The organism is Planotetraspora sp. A-T 1434, assembly GCF_025420585.1.
In the GTDB taxonomy this organism is placed as follows: Bacteria; Actinomycetota; Actinomycetes; order Streptosporangiales; family Streptosporangiaceae; genus JAOEGB01.
Genome location: NZ_JAOEGB010000031.1, coordinates 26,965 through 50,439, shown reverse-complemented (window position 1 = coordinate 50,439; position 23,475 = coordinate 26,965). Strand labels below are relative to the sequence as shown.

The 23,475-nt window shown below is 67.1% G+C and carries 20 protein-coding genes and 1 pseudogene; 18 read left to right on the top strand and 3 right to left on the bottom strand.

The features are described 5' to 3' along the window. Nucleotides 1-72: 72 nt before the first annotated feature. Nucleotides 73-624: a protein kinase domain-containing protein gene (locus N5079_RS30520; RefSeq protein ID WP_261587628.1), complete on the bottom strand. Its 552-nt coding sequence runs from the start codon at nt 622-624 to the stop codon at nt 73-75. A gap of 357 nt (nt 625-981) precedes the next feature. Here N5079_RS30520 and N5079_RS30515 point away from each other — a divergent pair, with 357 nt between their 5' ends. The 12 genes from N5079_RS30515 to N5079_RS30460 all read left to right on the top strand — a co-directional run bounded on the left by N5079_RS30515 (nt 982) and on the right by N5079_RS30460 (nt 13,922). Next, nucleotides 982-1,725, top strand: coding sequence for a DUF4352 domain-containing protein (locus tag N5079_RS30515; protein WP_261587627.1), 744 nt, complete (start codon nt 982-984; stop codon nt 1,723-1,725). 3 nt (nt 1,726-1,728) lie between these two features. Beyond that, nucleotides 1,729-2,754, top strand: a complete 1,026-nt coding sequence (locus N5079_RS30510) for an ADP-ribosylglycohydrolase family protein (protein WP_261587626.1) — start codon at nt 1,729-1,731, stop codon at nt 2,752-2,754. 10 nt (nt 2,755-2,764) lie between these two features. Beyond that, the gene (locus N5079_RS30505) at nt 2,765-3,364 is read left to right on the top strand and encodes a hypothetical protein (RefSeq protein WP_261587625.1); all 600 of its coding nucleotides are present in this window, start codon (nt 2,765-2,767) and stop codon (nt 3,362-3,364) included. 212 nt (nt 3,365-3,576) lie between these two features. Continuing rightward, the gene (locus tag N5079_RS30500) at nt 3,577-5,037 is read left to right on the top strand and encodes a hypothetical protein (protein ID WP_261587624.1); all 1,461 of its coding nucleotides are present in this window, start codon (nt 3,577-3,579) and stop codon (nt 5,035-5,037) included. Nucleotides 5,038-5,261: 224 nt separating this feature from the next. Beyond that, nucleotides 5,262-5,561 (top strand): hypothetical protein, encoded by a 300-nt coding sequence (locus N5079_RS30495; RefSeq protein ID WP_261587623.1) that lies wholly within the window; start codon nt 5,262-5,264, stop codon nt 5,559-5,561. Between the two features lie 10 nt (nt 5,562-5,571). Beyond that, entirely contained in the window at nt 5,572-6,243 is a 672-nt protein-coding gene (locus tag N5079_RS30490; RefSeq protein ID WP_261587622.1) for a vWA domain-containing protein, read from the top strand. 32 nt (nt 6,244-6,275) lie between these two features. After that, nucleotides 6,276-7,154: a protein phosphatase 2C domain-containing protein gene (locus tag N5079_RS30485; protein WP_261587621.1), complete on the top strand. Its 879-nt coding sequence runs from the start codon at nt 6,276-6,278 to the stop codon at nt 7,152-7,154. Continuing rightward, nucleotides 7,155-8,801: a hypothetical protein gene (locus N5079_RS30480; protein ID WP_261587620.1), complete on the top strand. Its 1,647-nt coding sequence runs from the start codon at nt 7,155-7,157 to the stop codon at nt 8,799-8,801. Beyond that, complete coding sequence (gene brxD, locus N5079_RS30475) at nt 8,798-10,120, top strand: BREX system ATP-binding protein BrxD (protein ID WP_261587619.1); 1,323 nt, start codon at nt 8,798-8,800, stop codon at nt 10,118-10,120. The genes N5079_RS30480 and brxD overlap by 4 nt, the downstream gene beginning before the upstream one ends. Next, complete coding sequence (locus N5079_RS30470) at nt 10,117-12,246, top strand: DEAD/DEAH box helicase (RefSeq protein ID WP_261587618.1); 2,130 nt, start codon at nt 10,117-10,119, stop codon at nt 12,244-12,246. Before brxD ends, N5079_RS30470 begins: the two co-directional genes overlap by 4 nt. Nucleotides 12,247-12,402: 156 nt before the next feature. Further along, entirely contained in the window at nt 12,403-13,335 is a 933-nt protein-coding gene (locus N5079_RS30465) for an HNH endonuclease (protein WP_261587617.1), read from the top strand. 374 nt (nt 13,336-13,709) lie between these two features. Beyond that, the gene (locus tag N5079_RS30460; RefSeq protein WP_261587616.1) at nt 13,710-13,922 is read left to right on the top strand and encodes a hypothetical protein; all 213 of its coding nucleotides are present in this window, start codon (nt 13,710-13,712) and stop codon (nt 13,920-13,922) included. Nucleotides 13,923-13,997: 75 nt separating this feature from the next. Here N5079_RS30460 and N5079_RS30455 read toward each other — a convergent pair whose 3' ends face one another. Then, nucleotides 13,998-15,854: a DUF262 domain-containing protein gene (locus tag N5079_RS30455; RefSeq protein ID WP_261587615.1), complete on the bottom strand. Its 1,857-nt coding sequence runs from the start codon at nt 15,852-15,854 to the stop codon at nt 13,998-14,000. A 476-nt stretch (nt 15,855-16,330) separates the two neighbouring features. On the opposite strand from N5079_RS30455, the gene N5079_RS30450 reads away from it, so the two are divergent. The 6 genes from N5079_RS30450 to N5079_RS30425 all read left to right on the top strand — a co-directional run bounded on the left by N5079_RS30450 (nt 16,331) and on the right by N5079_RS30425 (nt 22,728). Next, on the top strand, nt 16,331-19,411 hold the full coding sequence (locus N5079_RS30450; protein ID WP_261587614.1) for a DEAD/DEAH box helicase: 3,081 nt from the start codon (nt 16,331-16,333) through the stop codon (nt 19,409-19,411). After that, nucleotides 19,408-19,638, top strand: coding sequence for a hypothetical protein (locus N5079_RS30445; RefSeq protein WP_261587613.1), 231 nt, complete (start codon nt 19,408-19,410; stop codon nt 19,636-19,638). The genes N5079_RS30450 and N5079_RS30445 overlap by 4 nt, the downstream gene beginning before the upstream one ends. Nucleotides 19,639-19,753: 115 nt before the next feature. After that, nucleotides 19,754-20,092 carry a hypothetical protein gene (locus N5079_RS30440; RefSeq protein WP_261587612.1) on the top strand — a complete coding sequence of 113 codons (339 nt, stop codon included), beginning with the start codon at nt 19,754-19,756 and terminating at the stop codon, nt 20,090-20,092. 65 nt (nt 20,093-20,157) lie between these two features. Continuing rightward, the gene (locus N5079_RS30435) at nt 20,158-21,090 is read left to right on the top strand and encodes a hypothetical protein (RefSeq protein ID WP_261587611.1); all 933 of its coding nucleotides are present in this window, start codon (nt 20,158-20,160) and stop codon (nt 21,088-21,090) included. Beyond that, nucleotides 21,080-22,024, top strand: a complete 945-nt coding sequence (locus N5079_RS30430; RefSeq protein ID WP_261587610.1) for a hypothetical protein — start codon at nt 21,080-21,082, stop codon at nt 22,022-22,024. Before N5079_RS30435 ends, N5079_RS30430 begins: the two co-directional genes overlap by 11 nt. After that, nucleotides 22,021-22,728 (top strand): hypothetical protein, encoded by a 708-nt coding sequence (locus tag N5079_RS30425; protein ID WP_261587609.1) that lies wholly within the window; start codon nt 22,021-22,023, stop codon nt 22,726-22,728. Before N5079_RS30430 ends, N5079_RS30425 begins: the two co-directional genes overlap by 4 nt. A 68-nt stretch (nt 22,729-22,796) precedes the next feature. Here N5079_RS30425 and N5079_RS35670 read toward each other — a convergent pair. Then, nucleotides 22,797-23,177 (bottom strand): annotated as a pseudogene (locus tag N5079_RS35670) (NlpC/P60 family protein); the annotation flags it as partial. Between the last annotated feature and the right edge of the window lie 298 nt (nt 23,178-23,475).

Sequence of the window (23,475 nt, the reverse complement as noted above, 5' to 3'; positions counted from 1 at the left end):
CCCAGGTGCCCTGGATGAACGAGGTGATGTCGGCTCGCTCCTCCTCGTCGTGCTCGCTTCGCCATGTTTCGGTCACCGCGGCGAGCAGGTCATCGGCGGCGGGACGCTGAGCGGGGTCCTTCGCCAGTGCCCGGCCAACGAGTTCACGGAGGTTCTCCGGCACGGTGTCGATGTGCAGGGTCTGCTCACGCACCCGGTAGGCCAGCACGTCAGGGCGACCGGTGCCGTACGGCGGCTCACCGGCAGTCGCGTAGAGCACGAGCAGCGCCCAGCCGTAGACATCGGCCGGGGTGTGCCGGCGTGGGCGTCGCCGTCCTCTTCGGGACTGATCCAGCCGGGCGAACCAATCAGCATGCCTGTGCGGGTCATGGAGGTGGAGTCCAAGACCTTCGCGATGCCGAAGTCGATCAGTCGAGGACCCTGCGGGGAGAGGATCACGTTCGGCGGCTTGAGGTCGCGATGTACCACCCCGGCGGCGTGCAGGGCCACGAGCGCCTCGGCCAGGCCGTACAGGGCGTCGCCGGTCAGGGGCCCGTCGGCCTGCACGTGCTGTTCCAGGGTGGGGCCGGGGATGAACTCCGTGGCCAGCCACGAACGTTCTGTGCCGGGGCCGGAGTCGAGCACGCTAGCAAGGCAAGCTCCTCGACCCCGCTCAGGACAGAGATCTCCCTGCTGAAGCGGCGCCGGGACTCCAGGTCAACCGACAGTGCCTCGTGAACGAGCTTGACGGCGACCCGCCGACCGGAAGCATCCATGCCCGCGTAGACCACGCCCATGCCGCCCGCGCCTAAGCGGCCGACCACCCGATATGAGCCGATCTCGTGTGGATCGCCCGCCAACAGCGGCTGCACGCACCCTCCGTGATGATCTCGCATGGCGTGAACGGCCCAGGGGGATTCGCCCATCTGTGCGCCAGAAGGAACAGTACACCGCTTCACGTCAATCGCAACCGGTGAATTAGTTGTGGATCCGATTCACAATGTGCTGTACTTGCCGGGCCTTACTCGCCCCGGCCGCCAGAACCTCGGCGGCGACAGTACAGAGAGCTTCCCCATGCATGGAAACCCCCAGCAGCCGCAGCAGGGCTACCCGCAGCCGTACCCGCAGACCGTGATCGTGCAGAAGAAGGGCGGCGGCTGCCTCAAGGCCGTGCTGATCGGCGCCGCAGTGCTAATGGGCTTGATCGTGCTCGGCACGATCATCGGCAACGGGCATTCTGGCGGCACCGAGACCACGGTGGCCTCCGCCCCTGACGAGAAGAGCACGGACAAGAAAGCCGCGGACGACGACGCCACGGACACGGAGTCCGCCGACGAGCCGAAGCCGGCCCGCATCGGTGACGTCGTCAAGGACGGAAAGTTCGCGTTCAAAGTCACGCGGGTCGAGAAGGGGCTCTCGCAGGTCGGCGAGGGCTTTATGGTCTCCAAGGCCCAGGGACAGTACGTCATGGTGCACCTGACCGTGAAGAACATCGGCGACGAGGCCCAGATGTTCACCGACTCGGCGCAGAAGCTCATCGACGGCAAGGGCCGTCAGTTCGACGCCGACTCCGGCGCCGCGGCACTCGGGTTGAAGGACTCCAACGCCTTCCTCAACAACATCAACCCCGGCAACGCGGTCAACGGCATCCTGCTCTTCGACCTCCCGAAGAACGTCACGCTCAAGGCCGTCGAGCTGCACGACTCGATGTTCTCCGACGGCGTGACCGTCTCCCTGGCCAGGTGAGACATGAGGCACTACTCCCGCGTCATGGGCTGCATGCTCGGCGGCGCCATCGGAGACGCCCTGGGCAACCCGATCGAGTTCATGTCCCTCGACCAGATCCGCGCCTGGCACGGGCCGGACGGACTACCGGACATGGTCTCGACCCAGGTCACCGACGACACCCAGATGACCCTGTTCACCGCCGAAGGGCTGATCCGGGCACACCTCCACCATACCGACGTGATCGTGGCCGTCCGCGACGCATACGTCCGCTGGCTCCACACCCAGCAGTACACCGAACCGCCGGCCCCCGACGACAGCCTGCGCAACGGCTGGCTCCGCGAACAGCGCTGGCTGTACGCGCGACGAGCACCAGGCAACGCCTGCCTGTCCGGGCTGTACGCCGGTAGACGGCACCTCGACGTCCCCGCCCCCGGCTCCATCGGTGAGATCAACCCGCTCTCCAAGGGCTGCGGAACCGTCATGCGCTCAGCCCCCTTTGGGCTCGCGCGATTCGATCCCTTCGAGACGGCGGCCCGATGCTCGTATCTCACCCACGGGCACGCCACCGCCTCACTGTCGGCCGGCGCGTTCGCCGCGATCATCCACGACCTGGTGCACGGCGACTCCCTGCAGCAGGCCGTACAGCATGCTGTCGACCACCTGCCCCGCTACCCCGCGCACGAGGAGACCCTCAGCGCGCTGCGCGCCGCCGTCCACCTGTCCGCCGGTCCTCCACCCACCGCGGAAGCGGTGGAATCACTCGGAGCCGGATGGGTCGCGGACGAGGCCCTCGCCATCGCCGTCTACTGCGCGCTCGCCGAGCCCGACCCCAGAAAGGCGCTCCTCCTGGCGGTCAATCACTCCGGCGACTCCGACTCCACCGGCGCCATCTGCGGCAACCTCCTCGGCGCCCAGCACGGAGTCAAGGCGCTGCCCGCCGACTGGATCGACGTCGTGGAGGGCCGCCAGACCATCTACGAAATCACCTTCGACCTCATGGCCGATCCGTCCCTTCCCAACAACTGGACCGACCGCTACCCCTCCTGAGGAGAACACCATGTTCCGCCGCATGCTCGCCGTACTGGCCCTGACCGCCGCCGCGCTCACCACACCCACCGCCGCCCACGCCGACACGACATTCCGCGGCGAGGGCGACGAGGTCATCCGGATCCAGGCCACCAAGAAGCCCGGCCTCATCCGCTTCACCCACGACGGCGAGGCCAACTTCATCGTCTACACGATCGACCCGCGCGGGAAGAAGCAAGAACTGCTGGTCAACGAGATCGGCCCCTACGACGGCACCGTCCTCTACAACGCCTACAACACCAAGGGCACCATCGGCCTGGAGATCAAGGCCGACGGCGCCTGGACCGCGGCGTTCAAGCCCGTGACCCAGGCCCGCTGCTGGTGCGCCGCCACCATCCGCGACACCGGCGACCAGGTGCTCAAACTCTCCCCCACCCGCGGCCTACGCACCGTCCGCGCCGCGCACAACGGCGAAGCCAACTTCATCGTGTACAGCTACACGCGCCTCGGCACCTACGGCGACCTGCTGTTCAACGAGATCGGCCGCTACCGCGGCAAGGCCCTGCTCCCCACCGGAACCCGCCTGGTCACCATCCACGCCGACGGCACCTGGACCCTCGTCCGCCGCTGACGAGTGGCGAAGGGTCTTCCAGAGACGAACGCAAGACCTCTGAGGACTCTCACCACAGGCATCTATAGGCATTTCTAACCATTTACCTGCTCAATCGTTGACATCATCACCAAGGAACCGAAAAGATCACGCAGATCTCATCCGCATGGACCGGTCCATCCGGAATCCCATTTGATGCTGCACCAAACCTGACGAGAGGACGTCGGTCTTCCGTGACGGACCAGAAGCTTGCCGCCGAGTTTCGCGAGCTTGCCGGGCACCCGGCGCTGGCCGCCCGTTCCGATCAGCTGATTGAGCTGGCGGACGCGTTGAACGACCCCGCCAAAGCGGACCTGTGGTGCGAGGTAGACCTGTTCGCCGCTTTCCCGCCAGACGACACGGTGCTGGTGATCGTTCCGTATTCACCGACTTGGCAGAAGATCGCCAAGTTTATCCACTACATCCAGGCCGTGCTGGTCTTCCTTCCCATCGCGACCACCTGGTCTGGACTGAAGATGGCGACCACCGCCTACGGCGAGGCTCTCAAGGATGGAGGCGTCGAGACGGCGCGTCGGCCCTTCCTCGAGATGTGGCAGCAGGGCTTCGACGGCAAGCTGGCCGGCCTGTGGAAGTTCGACAACGTGGCGATGATGACGCTCAGCACCATCGGCCTGCTAATCGTCGTCACCCTGCTGGAGCGCTATATGCATCGGTGGGAGGACGAGCGGGCCAGCGAGCAGGCAGACGAGTTGCGCCCCCGCCTTCTGTCCGCTCTCACCAGGGCGACCCTGAGCTTCGGCCAGGTACGGCTGGCGTCTCCCGCCCGATTCCAGGCGGAGCTCACCAAAAGCGCGAGCGAGCTCGGCAAGATGGGCAACACGGTCCGCAGAGTTCAGAAGCAGGTCGTGGAAGCCCTGGAGAAGGCCTTGGAGGTCGCGCACGAGGCCGCCGGAGCGCTCGTCTCCAGCGCGACAGACGTGCAGAGCTCGCTCCAGATCATGGACAAGCATCTCAGCGCGGTGAACGCCTCGGCCGAGACCCTCACGCAGGCGGTGGACCGCACCGCGTACGCGATCGACTCCGTCGGCGAGAAGACGGACCAGGCGGTGGACCGCGTGGGCGACCAGCTGGGCATGGCGATCCTGGACGCGACACAGGGAGTGCGGGTGGCGCTCGACCAGGTCACCACGCTGACCGGCCAGGCCGTACGCGACTCCGTCCAGAGTCTTGACGCGCGGGTGGGTGAGCTGGTCGGCGCCGCGTCTGGGATCAAGGCAGCCGTCGGCGGCGTGGACGGTGCGGTGGGCCGGACCGGCGAGCAGATCACACAGGCGGTGACGGCCGCGAGCAGCACGCTCACCTCGGCGTTCGGGCACACCGGCAGCGAGGTGCGTGAGGCCCTCGGCGACTGGGCGGACACCGCCGGCGCCCACGCCGCCCGGGTCGAGATGGTCTCCGATACCGCCGGGCGGACCGTCCAGGCGCTCGAGGAGACGCGTGACGTCCTTGACCGGCTTCCCCTCGTCCTCTCGAAGACCCTCGAGGAGATCCCGGTGACGGTTCACGAGATCGTTAGCGACGAGCTGTCGCGGCTCAGTAGTGCCGTCTCCCAGCTCAACGCCACGATAAATGGGCTGGCCACCGCCCTGACACCCGGCGCGGGCGACACAGGGGCCGTGAACGGGGCAGCATGACACGCTCCTCCAGAGAAACGTTCGTTCCCTTGCTCCTCACCGGCTGGCTCTTCGCCGATCTGCTCCTCGGGCTGACGATCATCATGCTCGGAGCTCAGGCGCCACCACCGGCACCACCAAAGCCGCTGGCCGCCGGTACGTCACCGAGCCCTTCTCCGAGCCCTTCTCCCTGCGCGACCCGAATCGGCGGTGTGGGAGCGAAGGCTACCAAGATCTCATTCTCCGTGAACCCAGGCGCGAGCGACGCCGCTCTCGTGCGCCAGGTGAAGACAGAGCTGCGCAAGCACAAGAGCCGCCTCGCAGGCAGACACGCCGGCATGGTGCTCACCTTCGGTGCCAGCGGGGGCGCCGGAGACGGCGTGCGTCTCGCGAGCCGCGTCAACCACGCCATCAGCACGGCCTATCCCAGCATCTTCGGGACGGCCGCCACCCGCAACTTCCATGATCTCGCCGCACCGGCCGGGTCGATCTCCATGGAGGTCTACTTCGTGACGAGCGGCTGCGCCCCCACCTCCAAGAACTGAGGATCACCTGATGAGTGAGCAGGTACTCCCCTTCTATCTGGTCTGCGACGAGTCGTACTCAATGCAGGGACCGCCCCTGGACGCCATCAACCAGGAACTCCCCGCGATCTACCAGGAGATCGCGAGCAACCCGGTGGTGGCGGATCGGGCCAGGCTCGGCATCATCGGGTTCAGCGCCACCGCCGAGGTACTGCTCCCGCTGGCAGACCTCAACGACGTGCACTCGATCCCGCAGCTGTCCCCGCGCGGCGCGACCAACTACGGTGCCGCGTTCTCCCTGCTCAAGCGCACCATCGAGCAGGACATCGCAGGGCTTAAGCAGGCCGGGCACGCGCCGTATCGCCCCACGGTGTTCTTCCTCACGGACGGGCTGCCGACGGACGACTGGCACGTGGAGCACAAGAACCTGGTCAGCCACGACTTCAGAGCCCACCCGACCATCCTGGCGTTCGGCTTCGGCGACGTGGACCCGGCGACCCTGCAACAGGTGGCCACGTTCCGGGCGTTCATCGCCAACGGCGACATGTCGCCCACCCAGGCGCTCCGGGAGTTCGCGAGGCAACTGCTCAACTCCGTGGTCCAGTCGGCCGTCGCGTCGTCCTCCGACCCCTCGGGCAACGCCCAGCTCATCATCCCCGATCAGGTGCCGGGCTACACGGTCCTGGCCCCCGACCCGGTCTGACCGGGGGCACGGACCCGAAGAGGAAACCACATATGGAACAGGTCCATGAGTACGCGGCGGCGGAGACGGCGGGGGATGTACCCGGGATTCCCGAACCGCTCGTCATCGGCCGCCAGCCGAGGCTGGTCTCCCGGCCAGGCCCGCTGTCGGCGGTTCGGCGGCCGGACAGCGAAATCGACGGCGCGGCGCTGCCCGGCCTGGAGGTGCGCGCCGCCTCCCTGCGAGGGGACGCACATCGCTACTACGGCACTCCGCGCCAGGACGCGATGGGGCTCTGGCACGACGGCGACCACCTGCTGCTGGCCTGCGTGGCGGACGGACTCGGCAGCAAGGAAGAGTCACATATCGGAGCGGCCACGGCCTGTGAGGTCGCGCACGCGAACCTTTCTGACTTTCTGGTCCACGCCGAGCCCGTGACGGCCGCCCGATACTTCATCGAGAACATCGCCGACGACATCAACGATCGGGCGGACAAGCTCCAGGTCGCACCGGACGAGTTGTCGACGACGTTCTGCGCCGCCGTCGTAGAAGAGCTGCCCGAGGCGTCACGGCATCGCGCCACCATCATGCGGGTCGGCGACTGCACGGCCTGGCGACTGCACCGAGGCGTATGGATGCCCTGCTTCCAGGAGGACGAAGCGGAGGCTGCGGTCGCCACCTCGGCGACCCGTGCCCTGCCGCGGGACGTCAAGCATGTCGAGGTCGGTCATGCCGACCTCTACCCAGGCGACATGCTGCTCCTGTGCACCGACGGTCTGGCCAAGCCGATGCGTGCTCCGCAGGTGAGCACGCAGCTGTCGGACTGGTGGCGTCAGGGACCGCCGCCGCTCCCCGAGTTCTTCTGGCAGATGAGCTTCCGAGCCAGGACGCACGACGACGACCGGACCGCCGTGTGCCTCTGGAGAGTCTGAATGTCCTTCACCCCCCACGCGCTCGACCGGCAGCGCGGGACCCTGGCCCTTGAATCGGAGCCCCTGGACAAGGGTGGCCAAGGAGTGGTCACCCGTGTGCTCGGGCCGGAGAACCTCGTCTACAAGGAGTACATGCCGCAGGCCGGCCACGTGAACGGCATGGCACTGGCGGAACTCGTCGAGTTCGGTCGTCGGCAGACGGCCGGAGAAGCGCGTGCCCTGCTGGCCCAGTGTGCCTGGCCCGTGGCGAGGGTGGTGAGCGGAGACCGGGTGACCGGCTTCCTCATGCCCCACGTGCCCCAGGAGTTCTACGGCCCGATCGGCGGCAAGCTCAAGCTGGTCGAGCTGCAGTACCTGCTGTACGAGCCGAACTGGGCCTGGCGGGAACTGCACCAGCCAGACATCACGGGCCGCATTGAGATCGCCACGCTGGCTGCCAAGCTGATCGACCTGCTGCACACCCACGGGTGGGTGGTCGGAGACCTGTCCTTCCGGAACCTCCTGTGGCGCCCGGGCCCGCCGTACACGATCTTCATGCTCGACTGCGACGGCCTGCGTCGGCACGGGGCGGAACCCGTGCTTCGGCAGGCGCACACACCCGACTGGGACGATCCGCACCAGCCGTCCAGCGGGCCGGACCTGGACACCGACCGCTACAAACTCGCGCTGCTGGTCGGCCGGGTGCTGTCGCGGACCGCATCAGTACGGCCCGGCCAGGAGCCGACACTGCTTTCCGGCCTGCCGGACCATGTTGTCACCGCGGTCAGAGAGCTGTTCACCCGCACGCAGGGGCCACGGGGCACCCGCCCGGTTGCGGCCGAGTGGGTGCAGGCCCTGGTCGGCCGTAAGCGCATCGCGGTGACCCGTCCTCCCCGTCCGCAACCCTCCGTCCACGCCGGACCCGTCGCTCCGATCCGCCTGCCGGGCACAGACCGGCACAGCGTGACCGTCAGCAGACCGGCGCCGGGAGAACGGCCTACGCTGTCGCAGCCGCTGCCTCCGTCGTCTACCGAGCGGCGACGGACGCCCGTCCCCACTCTCAACGGGGGGACGACTCCCACCGGCAGCGTGGCGACTCCGCACCCGACGCCTCCACCGCCGAAGTCGCAGCCTGTGTCAGGGCCCGGGCCGATAGGAGCGCAGCCCGTACCGGCACCTCAGCCGTCAGGGTCGCAGCCCATTCCCCCGCCCCAGCCGCCGAAGTCGCAGCCGGGGACGACCACAACACCCACACCGGTACCACACCCGGCACCACTCGCCCCGGCACCGCAAGCCGGGTCGCCGCCCTCATCGCCGCAACTCGCACCGTCAGCGGCGGGAGCCGTACCGACGCTGGGGCAGCGAGTGATCGCCTCGGAGACCTACGCCGAGCAGCGGCGGCTGGCACCGCGGGGCGGCGCGGTCGATGACAAGGTGGTCGCCCGATTCATCGACCACCTCGCGGCGGGAACCGGGCGGGACTCGGTGGCGAACATGACGAAGCTGCTCGGAGACACCGCCGACAGGACCGTCTTGCTCATGCGGGCCCTGAAGAACCTGCTCAACGTGGAGCAGACCGAAGTGATCACGCTGAAGGACGGCGACCGTACGGTCGAGCTGAACGTGCGACTGCTGGAAGAGCAGTTCCTGGAGGAGGATGAGCCGTGACACCGAAGGTCAGCCGGGCCAGGCGACGGCAGATCATCGACGCCTTGGGCCGCGGCACAGTGCCGCGCAACGGCCTGGACCTGTTCGCGGTCGGCATGGAGCGATTCGAGAAGGCGCTCGACGACGATCTGGCGGCGGTCACCGCGGGCAGCGCGGGGTTCAAGGCGATCCGCGGAGAGTACGGCTCGGGCAAGACGTTCTTCGCCCGTTGGCTGGCCGAAAGGGCCAAGCGGAAGGGGATGGCCACCACCGAGATCCAGATCTCGGACCGGACCACACCCCTGCACCGGCTGGAGACCGTGTACCGGTCGCTGATCGGCGGGCTCAGCACAACGTCCTCGCCGCCGAGCGCGCTGCGGGACATCGTGGACACCTGGCTCCTCGCTCTTGAGGATGACGCCGGGGTCGCGAAGGACGACCGGCGGGCGATGACGGGGGCGGTCGAGGACCTCATCGAGTCGCGACTGGCGGAGACCGCCAAGAACGCCCCCGCGTTCGCGACCGCGCTGCGCTTCTACCGTCGAGCCCGGCTGTCGGGCGACAACGCGACCGCGGACGGCCTGCTCGCCTGGGTGGGCGGCGAGCCGAACGTCGCGGCGAGCGTCCGCCGCTATGCCGGGCTCAAGGGCGATCTCGACTCGACCGGAGCCCTCCACTTTCTCCAGGGGCTGCTCGTGGTGCTGCGGGACTGCGGCTATCCAGGGCTGCTCGTCGTGCTCGACGAGGTCGAGACTCTGCAGCGGATGCGCAGCGACAACCGCGAGCGGAGCCTGAACGCCCTAAGGCAGCTCATCGACGAGATCGACAAGGGCCGGTTCCCCGGTCTCTACCTGGTCATCACCGGAACCCCCGCCTTCTACGACGGCCAGCAGGGGGTTCAGCGCAGCACGCCGCTCGCCCAGCGGCTCCACGTCGACTTCAAGACAGACGCGCGGTTCGACACCGCGCGGGCGGTGCAGATCCGGCTCACCGGCTTCGACCGGGACAAACTGGTCGAGCTGGGCTGCGCCGTACGCGATCTGTACGCCCAGGGGGATCCGGCCGAGCAGCGGATTAGGGCCCTTGTCGACGACGCTTACATCAAGGATCTGGCCACCTCGGTCGCCGGGCATCTGGGGGCCGGTGTGGCGCCCCGCATCTTCCTCCGCAAGCTCGTCGCCGACGTGCTGTACCGGGTGTCGGACCATGAGGACTTCGACCCCCGGAGGGACTACCGGCAGGTCACGGTCGCGGAGGGCGAGCTGAACGACGATGAGCTCAACGCGTTCCGCAGCCGTACCGCCGTCTCGGCCGACGAGGTGGAGCTCGACCTGCCATGACCTCGCAGACGACCTCGCACCTGACCGCACAGCCGGCCCCGTCGGCGCTCGCACTGCATCCGACGATCGCCTACCACCTCACCAACACGCTGGGCTGGCAGCGGCTACGGCCGATGCAGGCGCAGGCTCTCGGCCCCATCGGCGAGGGACAGGACGCGCTGCTGATCGCGCCGACGGCGGGCGGCAAGACCGAGGCAGCGGTGTTCCCGCTGCTGTCCGTCATGGAGGAGCAGACCTGGACCGGGCTATCCGTACTCTATGTCTGCCCGTTGAAGGCCCTGCTCAACAATCTGCTGCCGCGCCTGCAGGCGTACGCGAGCTGGCTGGGCAGGCGGGTGGAGCTTTGGCACGGCGACGTGTCCGGCTCTCGCCGCCAGGCGATCCTGCGTGACCCGCCCGACATCCTGCTGACAACCCCGGAATCCCTGGAGTCCATGCTCATCAGCACCGGGGTGGACCACCGCCGCCTGCTCGCGGACCTGCGGGCGGTCATGGTCGACGAGGTCCACGCCTTCGCTCGCGATGACCGAGGCTGGCACCTGCTCGCCGTCCTGGAGCGCCTCACCCGGCTGGCCGGCCGCCCGCTCCAGCGAATCGGCCTGTCGGCAACGGTGGGCAATCCGCGTGAACTGCTTTCCTGGCTGCAGGGTTCGGGCGCCGGGAGCCGACCCGCAGAGGTGATCGCCCCAGAAAAAGGGGCGGATCCCGGCGCCGCCGAGGTGGAGCTGGACCACGTCGGCTCCCTCGCCAACGCCGCCCGTGTCATCGCCGCACTGCATCACGGCGAGAAGCGGCTCGTCTTCTGCGACTCCCGCAGAATGGTGGAGGAGCTGGGCCAGCTGCTGCGCGACCACGGGGTCACGACATTCCTCTCCCACTCCTCCCTCTCGGCTGATGAGCGCCGACGCGCGGAAGAGGCATTCGCCCAGTCTCGCGACTGCGTCATCGTCTCGACCTCCACCCTCGAGCTGGGCATCGACGTCGGTGACCTGGACCGGGTCATCCAGATCAACGCCCCTTGGTCCGTCGCGTCGTTCCTCCAGCGACTGGGCCGCACGGGGAGGCGCTCGGGGATCAGGCGCAACTGTCTCGTCCTGGCCGTGACCTTGGACGATCTCCTCGCCTCAGCCGGGCTCCTGCTGCTGTGGAGCAGGGGATACGTCGAGCCTCTGCAGCCGCCGCCCGCGCCTCGGCACATCGTCGCGCAGCAACTCCTCGCGCTCACCCTGCAGGAGGGACGGATAGGAGATGCCCTGTGGCCGGATTGGTGGCGCGGTCTCACTCCCTTTGACGAGAAGCAGGCACAACCGCTGCTTGATCAGCTCATTGCGCAGGGCTTTCTTGAGCGAGACGGGGGTGGCCTGCTCGTCGGCCCCCAGGCGGAGCAACGTTTCGGGCGCCGGAACTTCATGGACCTCACCGCGGTGTTCACGGCCCCGCCGGAGTTCACCGTCCTGCGCGGCAACGCCGAGATCGGCCGGACGGATCCCAGTCTTCTGACGTCCGCCGTCTCGGGCCCGCGCCTCCTGCTGCTGGCCGGCCGTACCTGGGTGGTGGACTGGATCGACTGGAAACGACGGCGGTGCTTCGTCCAGCCCATGGAAGGGGGCGGCGGCAAGGCCCGCTGGGCGACATCGATGTCCGGTGGCGCCTCCTTCGCCCTGTCACGAGCCATGCGAGATGTCGTTCTCGGAGCCGACGCTCCCGTGAAGCTCACTCGCCGTGCAGTGAGCGGACTCATGCGGATACGGGAAGACAGTCGCGACCTCGTCCAACCCGAGGGCACGGTGATCGTGCGTGAGGATGGCGACCTGCAGTGGTGGACTTGGGCCGGATATCGGGCCAACGCCACCCTTATAGCCACCCTCGGCCCGCTCGCCGATCCGACTCAGCGCGTGGACGACCTGCACATCAGGCTCCGGAATGACCTGACCGGCAGCGGGTGGCGGCTGGATCTCGCAGGCAGGCTCAGCCAACCCGAAATCGACGACCGGGCACTGAACGGTCTCAAATTCAGCGCGTTGTTGCCGCGCGGACTCGCCGTTGAGACGCTCGCCGCCCGTCTGGCCGACTTCCCCGCAGCGGCCGCCGTGCTTTCGGAGCCGGCACGTCTGCTGGTCCGGTGACCACGGTCTTTGTTGCCGTATAAGGACGGAGGGCACGGGCCCCGAGCCCGCCATCCACCCTGTAAGGCGAAGGACCTCCTAAGCATTCTCCTACCTGCCGAGGGTCGGCGCCTCGAAGCTCTGGCGGAAATGATCAAGCAGGTACACAATTGTCCCGTGAAGGCGTACGTAGGGATAACTGACGAAAGCTGGTACCGCTTCCTCTCCGCACGCCCGACTCTCAGCGAGGTCAACTTTTGGCGGCCCTCCAGCGCCCGGGAGTTCCGCGCACTCGACCACGGCGAACCGTTCTTCTTCAAGACTCACCACCCGCACAACCGCGTGGTCGGCGGCGGCTTCTTCAGCGGCTTCGCGCCCCTTCCCGTTTCTGAGGCATGGGAAATCTTCGGTCAGGGCAACGGTGCCGCGAACCTGATCGAGCTGCGCCACCAGGTCGGGAGGTACCGCAGCCAACCGATGGCTCCCGGGGAGGACTCCGTCATCGGCTGCGTCATCATCCGTGACGTCTTCTTCTTCCCCGGCGACCGAATCGCCGGGCCGCCGCCGGACTTCGCGCCCAACATCGTGCAGGGCAAGAGCTACGACCTCGCCCGCCACCCGTCCGCCGCATACTTTCATGACCTGCTGCACCGTATCGGAATCGGTGTCGATATCGATCTGTCCGAGCCCTGGCATCGCGACGGGCCCATCTACGGCGACCCCCGGTTAGCCCCTCGCAGGCTCGGGCAACAGGCCTTTCAGGCCGTGGTCCTGCACGCGTACGAACGGCGATGCGCGATCACGGGCGACCGGATTCGGCCGGTCCTTCAGGCGGCCCATATCCGCCCGGTCGCGGCGGGCGGCGAGCATCGCCTGGACAACGGACTCCTGCTCCGCTCGGATGTGCACACGCTCTTCGATCGCGGCTACCTCGCGGTCGATCCCAAGCATCGGCTACTGGTCAGCCCGCGGCTGCGCGAGGAGTTCGGGAACGGCGAGGAGTTTTACCGCCGCGCCGGGCATGAGGTCAACGTTCCGGACAGACCGCGAGACCGGCCGAACCGGGAGGCCCTCGAATGGCACCTCGATGAGATGTTCCTGCGAACGTAGACTGCACGCACGGCCACTGTTCAGCCGGGAAAGCGATCCAGCGAATACGACCACCCGCCAGACGCCGTTGACGCTGACCTTGAGCTTGTTCTTCGCCTGCACGCGTACGAACGGCGATGCGCGATCACGGGCGACTTCGTCAATGTGGCGCTGTCGGAGGCCTTCCGGCCGTACGGCGGACAGACCGACCTGCAGGACCCGCCACTACCTCGACCACGGGCGGCGGGTGCCAGTGCGGCCCGACCTAGTCGGCTACGCCATCGACGCCGACGGGGTCGAACGGCCCTCCGCGGTGGTGGACGCCAACTACAAGATTTCCACCGGCCCGGACGGGCACAACAGCGATCTCTACCAGGGTGCTCGCCTGCTGCACCGTGCTCGCCTTCCGGCGCGGCCACCTGGTGTACGCCGAGGGGGACGCCGAGCCGTACCTGCATGTGGTGCGCCGGGGCGGGATCGAGATCAGGCAGCACGCGCTCGATCTGACGCTGCCCCCGGCGGAGCTGCTCGCCGCCGTTGAGAAACTGGTGGAAAGCACCATTGGGCATGGTGCCGATCACGAGCGCGCGCCTGCCGATCCTCCATGAGCATGAGGCCGTCGCCTGGTCAAAGTTGCGGCTCGAACACAACGGTGAGTTCGAGCCGCGACATGATCCAACCGGTCAGAACTCCTGGACCTCAATCGCTGGTCGTGGCCAGATCTGGATGAGGCGGTGGGCCAGCGTGGTCGAGCGGTCCGCAATCGCCTCGTCGGTCCACGAGGCCGGGCGCTGCTCGACGATCTCGGAGTTGAGCTTCAGCGTGCTGTACTTGGCCAGCAGGGTCCGCTTGCCGAACGCCGGGTCCACTGCGTCCGAAATCGCGGCGGAGTCGGTCCACGGGCGGTTGGACAGCTTGGGATTGAGATATTCGTTGACCAGGGTCACGTTGCCGAGAGTCTGCACCAGATGGTCGCGACGCTGCCGGGCGGCGTGATCATCGTCCGCTGTGCCCCAGTACTGGCTCCAGCTCTGCGGCATGACGTGCTCGATGGTCAGAGAACCACGCGGGCAGTGTGCATGTTCGGCGTACTTGTCCCTGGTCTTGTCCTCCAGCGCTTCGAGCACCATGCGTAGACGGCCCCGGGTCAGGTCCTTGTACATCTTGACGTTGTGCGCCGCCTGGATGACTTCCTCGTCCGAGGGCCAGTAGACGGCGGAGGCGGTGCTCCTGGCCAGGAACTTCTCCGTGACGTCGCCCGCGATCTCCGGCCCGCCCTGGTCCAGCTCCCGGAGGAGCTCAAGGAGAATCCGGTTGTAGTTCTTCGTCGTGAGCTTGCACAGCATGCGGCGGACCAGCCAGCTCTCCATGGCCCCGAGCGCCTTGAGCCGCTGCTCGGCCGGCATCTGCTGCTCAGACCAACGGAGGATCCACAGCAGGAACGGCCCGACGACGGAGGCCTCCATGACCCTAATGACCCGGTAGTAAAAGGTCCCCTCCGGGGAGTCCCAGGGAAGATCCTCCAGCCCGGCGTAGACCCGAGCATCGGTAGAGATATCCCGCATGACCTCCCAAGCGGGAAGCTGCGCCACACGGACGTGATCGCGAAACTCGGTGAACACCCGGTCAGCGGGGATGTCGCGGAGCAGTCGCATGATCAACCAGTAGTTCATGAAAATGTCCACATAGGGCCGGTACAGTCGTCCCTGCCGGACATCGCGCCGCCACTTGTTGGAGTCGAACGGCTTCCAATACTGCTCGTAGAGGCTCTTCAGGTCGCCCTCCTGCTGCGTGGCCAGCTGGAAAACCAGATTCTTGATCAAGTCAGCGGCCAAGAGCGGCGTGCCTCGATGGTTCAGGGTCTCGAAGATGACCTGGGCGTTGTCGCCGGGCTCGAGGTCGATAACGACCAGCCGCAGGTGGCCACGGAGCGCACGGGTCAGCGCGGAGATACGGCGCTGGCACTTCTCCTCGTCTCCATCCGGCTCCACCCACTCAGTGATCTCATTCACGAAGTACGCGTGGGCAGACGCGATGCTGCTCGTACTGAGCTCCTCCGGGACCTCCCGCGCGTTATCCATCACGGCACGGTAAGCATCCTGGTCCCGGTCGGTCGGCCAGACCTTGAAGACCTCGTCGGGATGCTGCGCCAGCGCACGATCATTGAGAACAACCGCTTCGAGCGCCTTGGCATCAATGGGCAGTCCATGCTGCTCAGCCACGAGTTGCGCGGCATCCAGCAGAATCTGCATGGTGGTCAACCGCTGCTGTCCGTCGATGACGTTCCGCACCGGAATGAACCCCGCCTGGATCCACTGCTGTTCCAGCACGATGGCGCCCAGGAAGTGCGGCGGAATGGTCGCTTCCCCACCGTAGCTACCCAGCGTCTCAACCACCTGCTCAGCAACCGTGCGTACGTCGTTCCACAGCGGCTCCCACTGGTCCGCCTGCGTCCAGACATACGGCCGCTGGAACAGCGGAATGACATACCGGGCGGGACCGCTGAAAATCTCGGCAGGGGTGCGAGTGTCCGCTTTCATGCTTCCTCGGGGGATGGTGAGGGGATGGGGGGATACGCCGCTCGACCGGGAATGCCTTCCGCTGACCCGTTGCCCAGGACCTGCCCGACCGACCATGAGTCACGATAAAGGACTCGACCGACATCCATAAAGCTTGGACGCCGCCACCCGAGAAGTCCTACCGTCCGGCCACTTGCTGCGCGAGCGCTGCATCCTGTTCCGCCGCCTTCCCGAGTCCCGGAGGAACTCGTCGTTACGTGACACGCCAATCAAGTCGGTTCCTCGCCCCGAACCCGGTCAGCAGTAGCTGACTTCCATCCGCAATGCCGACGCGACGAGAAGTGCTCGGCGCGAGCTTCGGTTGCGGCCCGGGAAGAAACCGATCCATATGTCATGCCTGCACCCTCTTTCACAGCATGCGTCCCTTGATGTTCTATAGCTTTTGATCATTACGAGGGCTCGTTCCCCTAAGTTCTAGCGACCCTGCACGGAGTGCTGTGACCGCTCTCAACGAAGGCCGTACACGCGTCATCGAGTTCTGGCGCGCCTGCGAGCTGTTCACCCAGCAGAGCATTCCGAACATCGATCCCCGTGATTCGCGGGAACCTGTCTTCTCCATCACGCGCCGCGGCCCGCTGCCATGGGAAAAGGGCCATCCTCTACGCAACCGGCGGATCAAGTCCCGGCTCACCTGGCGGCACATCGTCTACGGAGGCGTGTTTCCGCTCCAGAGGTCGAGAGATCTCCTACGGCAGGTGTTCGGTCCTGACCTGGACCATCCCGACCCCCCGCCGCTGGGAGAAGGCGCTCTGTTCGCGGTCGTCGTCAGCGCCCAAGGTCACGCCGTGCACTGGCAGGTGTCGAGCGGAGCGTGGGCGGCGGGCCGCACGGTTTCTCCCGGCCCTGCGATGGCGAACTGGCTGGCAGGCTACGACAACGAGTGCGCTACGATCTGCGACCGGCTACGGGCGCTCACCCTGGACGGCAACGGGCGGAGTCGCCCTCTGGGACATGACGACCTGGCCCGGCTTGTGGATCTGGCCGCGGAATCACTTGGCGTCAGTGACCTCCTGCAGCCGCATGGATTGCGGGTGCGGAGCATGCCGGTCTCACGCAAACGGGAATACTCGGCAGAAGAGGGCGCGGACCTTCTCAACAGCTTCATCGCTCGTGACCTCGACCTGGTCGCCCAGGCCGTACGCCAGGGCCGCTACGGCGCCGCACTTGACGCCTACCTGTCCACCGACGAGCCCGGCCGCATCGACATCCGGCAGGACCTGCAGACCATGTTCGACCATGTGGCTCCGGACCTGATCCCGCTCGGCCGCTGGCCGGCCCGCCCGGACAGGCCGCTGACACTGAGCCAGCAGTTCGCCGTCAGCACAATCATGGATGAGCTGAGCTCCGGCAGTGGGCTCTTCGCCGTGAACGGCCCGCCGGGAACCGGTAAGACCACCATGCTCCGCGACCTGATCGCGGCCAACGTCGTCGAACGCGCGCTCCGTCTGTCCCGGCTGCCGGACCCGGCGTTCGCGTTCACAAAGGATTATCACTGGGGAGTCGACGAGCAAAGGCGGACGGTGAGCGCCTGGAAGGAGGAACTCATCGGGTTCGAGATGGTCATCGCCTCGGCCAACAACGGCGCCGTCGAGAACGTCACCATCGAGATCCCCGGCCGCGACGCGCTCGACCCGCCCTGGCGGGATTCGGCTGACTACTTCGGGGACATCGCCTCGGCGGTCCTCGGCCAACCGGCCTGGGGACTGGTCGCCGCTCGGCTCGGGCGCAAGACCAATCGTGCGGAGTTCGTCGGCAAAGCCTGGTACGGCTCGCCCGAGCGGCCCGGCCTGCTGGAGCGGCTCACGACCTGGGAGAGCGACGACGACATCGACTGGCGGGACGCCGTCGCCCGCTTTCGCGACGCTTACGAGCACGCACAACTCTTCCAGTCGGAGAAATCCGCGCGCCCCTCACCCGATCACGACGCTCCAGGCGTGAATGTGGCGATCAAGACCGCCCTGCGGCTCATTCCTGCCACAGAGAAGCGGCTCGACCGTGCACGCGAGGCACTTAAGGAGGCCGAGCAGCAGCTCGACACCGCCACAGACACGGCCGAGTCGTGCCGGTCCAGACACGGGGAGCACCTCCGGCTCCAGCCCAGCCCGGCCACGATGACCGGAGCCGCTCTCAACCAGGCCACCTACGCGTGGCGCACCGAGGATCTTGTTCTGAAAGACCGCAAGCACCAGGCGAACACGAGGCTCTATGCGGCCAAACGCCGAGTCAGGGAGATCACCAATTCGATCGAGTTCCTTACCGCAAAGCTCGAGTCACTCCAAGTTGAGGTGGACGACGCACGCACCCGCACCGACGTACTGCAAGCACGCCAAGGCCGTCACAACCACGCCCGGGATGCCTTCCTCACCAGGGATGAGCTTCAACGTGAGCTGACAACTCCGTGGACGGACGAGGCGTGGGACACCGCTCGCAGCGTACTGTTCATCGAGGCGCTCCGCCTGCATCAGGCCTTCCTGCGCATCGAGGCCCCTCGGATGCGTACGAACCTGCAGAGTGCGATGGACGTGCTGATCGGAACCATTCCCCGGCGGGATGTGCCTGAGGCCGCCGCCCGCGCCGCCTGGCAGAGTCTGTTCTTCGTCATCCCCGTCATCTCCACCACCTTCGCCTCCCTCGGCTGGATGTTCTCCGAGCTCACTCAGGAATCCCTTGGCTGGCTGTTCGTCGACGAAGCCGGCCAGGCCGCCCCTCAGCAGGCCATCGGCGCTATCTGGCGCGCTCGTCGCGTTGTCACCCTCGGCGACCCGCTTCAGCTCGAACCGGTCGTCCCACTCTCCGTCGCAGCACAGCAGGCGCTGCGCCGTACGTTCTCCGTCGACGACGACAGGTGGCTGCCCGGGAGGACTTCCGTTCAGCGGCTTGCCGACCAGCGCACCGCCTATGGCACCTTCCTGCCCGGCGCCGAGTCCCCCGTGTGGGTCGGCGCGCCCTTGCGCGTCCATCGCCGCTGCGACCAGCCCATGTTCGACGTCTCCAACGCCATCGCCTATGACGGGCTGATGGTGTACGGCAAGCCGCAGTTGCCGGACCTCAGCGTGCCCCCGAGCAAATGGATCGACGTCCCCAGCGGCAACTCGCGCGGCCACTGGCTCCCTGCCGAGGGGACGATGCTCAATCGCGTCGTTGGCTGGCTGATCATGCGGGGGGGCATTCATCTGCAGGACATTCTTGTTATCAGTCCGTTCCGCGACGTCGTCAAAGGAGTGGGGCAGGTCCTCGCTCCCTTCCCCGACGTCCGGTATGGCACCGTACACACAGCGCAGGGGAAGGAGGCCGAAGTGGTCGTCCTCGTTCTCGGCGGTGATCCCCAAAAGCCCGGCGCCAAGCACTGGGCCGCCTCCCGGCCGAACCTGCTGAACGTCGCCGTCAGCCGGGCGAAACGGCGGCTGTACGTCATCGGCGACCGTGCCGCGTGGTCCCAGCACCGCTACTTCGACATCCTGGATCGGGCTTTGCCCGACGGGATCGGCCCGGCTCAATCCGCTTCACCGGACAATTGACGATCCACGACCCGGCCAGTAACCTCCTCGCTCTCGTCGCCGACCTGCCCGTGCCCGAAGCGGCCGGGCTGGTCGAGCTGTACGCCGAGTGCGTCGCACTACTGGCCTGCCGCGCTGAGGTCGCCGCCTTTCACTCCGTTCCGCAAAAGAAGCTCGGTGCGGGCACGGCCTCACACTCGTTGCCCGCAGCCGCCGCACCATCGTGCACCCGCTGCTCGCCCGGCTGACCGAAAACCCGCCGCGCGGGCGGCGACCGCAAGCCGGTACGCGCGATCGCGAAACTGGTACGGCAGGACCTACCCGAACGGCTCACGGCCTGGTCTGAATGGCAGTGGGCACTGGGTGCTCGCATGGCTGGCCGCCGAGCAGTTCCACGCCGCCTTCCGATATCAGGCGCAGAGCGTGCGGGTGCTGCTGGGCCCGGTCTGGCCCGGCGACGAGAAAGCCGACATCGTCGCCTGGCGCGAGCCGGACACCGGCGGCGCCAGGCCCCGCAATCCGCACGCGGTCTGCGGCTTCGAGGACGCACTCGGCCGCGTCTGCGGCATCAACGCCCACTCCCTGGCCCTGTGGGAGGTCCCGCCTGACCGACGAGACCGGGCCGCCTTCGGGTCCTGGACTTCCCCCACATCACCAGTGGCTACATTGTCGGCGTCGCCTCCCATCGCCGCCGGGGCCTAACTTTGATGTGGCGCGCTTTTGTCGGTTGGGCGGTTTATGGTCAGGGCGAGGTATCAGGAGTAGCCATGGATGATCTCCTCGCGCTGTCCGGCGGTCAGCTGAGCACTTGGGCGTTGGCGTTCGCCCGCGAGCGGGGGCTGCCGGATGGGGCCCTGCGTCTTACGCCGCCGCTGCATGAGGATGAGGCGAACGGGCTGGCGCTGGCTCGTGGCGCCGGGTTGGTGGAGGTGCAGCCTGATGGGGTGTTCCGGCTCGCGGGGGCAGCCCAGGGCAAGGGGCCCTACAACCTGTTCTCTCGAGGTCCGGCTCCGTCGCTTAATCGTGAGTACTTGGTTCAGATCGCGGCGTTTTCCGAGCTGGTGCTTCAGCACGGCTGGCCAGCGCGGCGGGTTGCGTTCGAGTACGACGCGCTGGATTTGGCGGCCCTTGACGACAGCGGACGAGCGGTGGTGGTGGCCGAGGCCAAGCGCGACGCCGCGTCGTTGGACCGCATGCTCGCCGAGATGGGCGCCGTCACGTCGGACCAGATTGCCGCGCCGACGAATACGACGCAGCGGAAGGTCGCCGCGATGGCGAGGCTTGCTCCGGTGGTGTTTTGGGCAGTAGCACCCGGTATACGACGCGTCTTCGACGTCGAGGTCGATCATGATGGCGTGCCGCGCCTTCGTCATCGCGACGGCCTACTGAAAGGGCCGCGCACGGAGCTGGACTGCCCGATCTGCGGATCTGAAGAAGACGTACTGGGAAGTCCGCTGCCTGATGGACGCATCAGCCTGGTGTGCACTCCCTGTGATCACCGTTGGTCGCGGACACCTCGAACAGTGTGCCGACGGTGCGGGTCCGCGGATGTCGAGGCCGGCGCGTACCGCGGATGGGCCTACGACGACGTCGATGCCGCCGCTGATGACACGATGGCGCCATGGCACTACGTCGACTGGGACGTGTACCGCTGCCAAGGATGCCGTCACGTCTGGCAGGTGGGCCGCCGTGCCGGCTGAGGGCAGGCGGGCCGACTGGGCCAAGCTCACCGCGTTCCTGTCCGCCCGCTCCGAAGACCAGGCGACCCTGTCTTGGGACGAACTGATCCGGATCGTCGGGGCGATTCCGGCCTCGGCGACCCGCCATCATCCGCAGTGGTGGCACGGTGACCGGTCTCACATCCGCGCGTGGCGTGCGGCCGGCTACACCCTCGCTGAGGTGGAGCCAGGACGATCAGTCACCTTCCGCCGCAGCGACCCGAGCCTCACGACCCCAGGGCCCCCACCAAGGCCGAATACGACGACCGCATCGCCCGGCAGCGGCATACGGGTGTTGCAGGAGACTGAACCCCGTGGCGCGCTTCTGGTGATTCCTTGCTCGAAACGCAAGCGTGGCGGCGGAGATGCCCGGATCGAACGGGCAGCGCCGTGGCCACCTGCGCTGCTAGCGGCCCGTGAACGCACCCGAGAGGCAGCCCATGTTGACGAACACCACACGCTGGCCGCCTGGCGCCGCTACACCGGAGAGTTCTACGTCGCCGCCCAAGATGCGCTCGCCAACGCCGTGTCAGAGGACGCACCGCTGGTCATCCTCAGCGGCGGATACGGGCTGCTGCGCGCCAACGAACCAATCGGCAACTACGACAAGATCATGCATTTAGCCGATTGGCCACACGGTCTCCTCGAAGACCTCCTTATCGCGGAAGCCCGCCGCGTGGGCGTACCGGCCGTCGTGGCCTTCGCGGCAGCCAGCACCGACTACGCGCGGCTGCTACGACGCGTGCGATGGCGGCGCGCCGGGCTCGCCGCCCTCTTGGTGACTGTCAGCGGCGTAGCCGGCGGCGGAGCCATGCGCGAGACGCCACGCCGACTCGGCTCCGCATTCGCCTGTTTTTGGATGAGACGCCCCATCGAGTCCTACCCTGTGGGCGTCACGGTGGAGCACTTAACATGAACAACGTCGAGTCACAACGCCGAAAAGACACCGACCGGTTCTACGCCCTTCTCGACGCGCTGGCTGAGCGGACCGGTGGAGCACGCCGCCTCCGCGACTGTTCCGCTGCCAGCGGCTGGCCAACGCACGGCGTGTATTTCTTCTTCCAAGACGGCGAGACTCGCGCCGACGGAAATCGGCCCCGTGTCGTCCGTGTAGGTACCCACGCACTGATCGCGACCTCGCGCTCCACCTTGTGGGCGCGGCTCGCTCAACACCGTGGCCACGTGGGCGGAACCAACCCAGGCGGCGGCAACCACCGCGGCTCAGTGTTTCGCCTCCATGTCGGCAATGCCCTCCTCGCCACCGGCGGCTGGCCCGAAGAGATAGCGCAGTCCTGGCCGAAGATCCGCGCGACCTCCCAGCAGCGACAAGCCGAGCGCCCACTCGAACTCGCGGTGACCGCGCACATCGCTGCCATGCCGCTGCTCTGGCTCGATGTACCAGACCGCGCCCAACGCGGCACCATCGAAGCCAACGCGATCTCGCTTCTCTCCCAGCGCACCGGAGGAATAGACCCACCCTCCCCCGGCTGGCTTGGCCTGCACACCGCCAACGCTAGAGTAGCCGGCTCCGGACTGTGGAACAGCAACCACGTAAACGATCGCTACGGCCCATCCTTCCTCGACGACATGCACGCCTGTGTGAACGCGCATCGGCAGTGACCGCCCTGGTGACAGCCCAGATGCGGGCCGTCGTCCACCGATCTCATGTCCGGTTCGATGTTGGAAGATCAACGCCGAGAAGCTTCGGCAAATCGGCGATGGGTACCCCATAGCCACGCCGACGTGGATGATGCGGCAGGGGAACTCGCCCTTATTCGCCAACTCGTACGCCTTAGTTCGGCCGAGGCCAAGAGCCTGGGCGGCGGTGAGCAAGCCGACGGTAGCTGGGAGCTGCCGCAGCTCCGCCAGGTGAGCCCCCATCTCTTCTCCCATGAAAGTGCCGGTCGGATGAACCCGACCACGTCAGAACGAGCGGAATAGGTTGCGTAGCGCACAACGTCTTCAGTGCGGGGTGCGTGGATCATCTGGCCGGGGGCAACGACGATCCCGACGTGCCCGGGCCGCCCGCTCCCGGGTGCATGAAAGACCAAGTCGCCGGGCTGCTCCTGGCCGCGAGCAACAGCCGGCCCCTGGCGCTACTGGTCGCCGGCCACGCGGGGCAGCAGGGTCCCGGCGTACTGGTAGGCACGCATGGTCAGGCCGGAACAGTCGAAGGAGCCCGGCCTTGGCGGACCCTCGCCATCATGGCGATCTTCCCAGCCCCGCGCGTTCCCGCCATCGTAGTTGCGCCCAGTCGGGAAGTATCAGGGCTGGCGGATCGTAGAGCTCGTCCGCCGTTGGAGGTCATTTTCCCCCGACGCCGAGGCGAGCCTTAGATCGTTACTGCAGCGGCATTGTGGCCGCCCG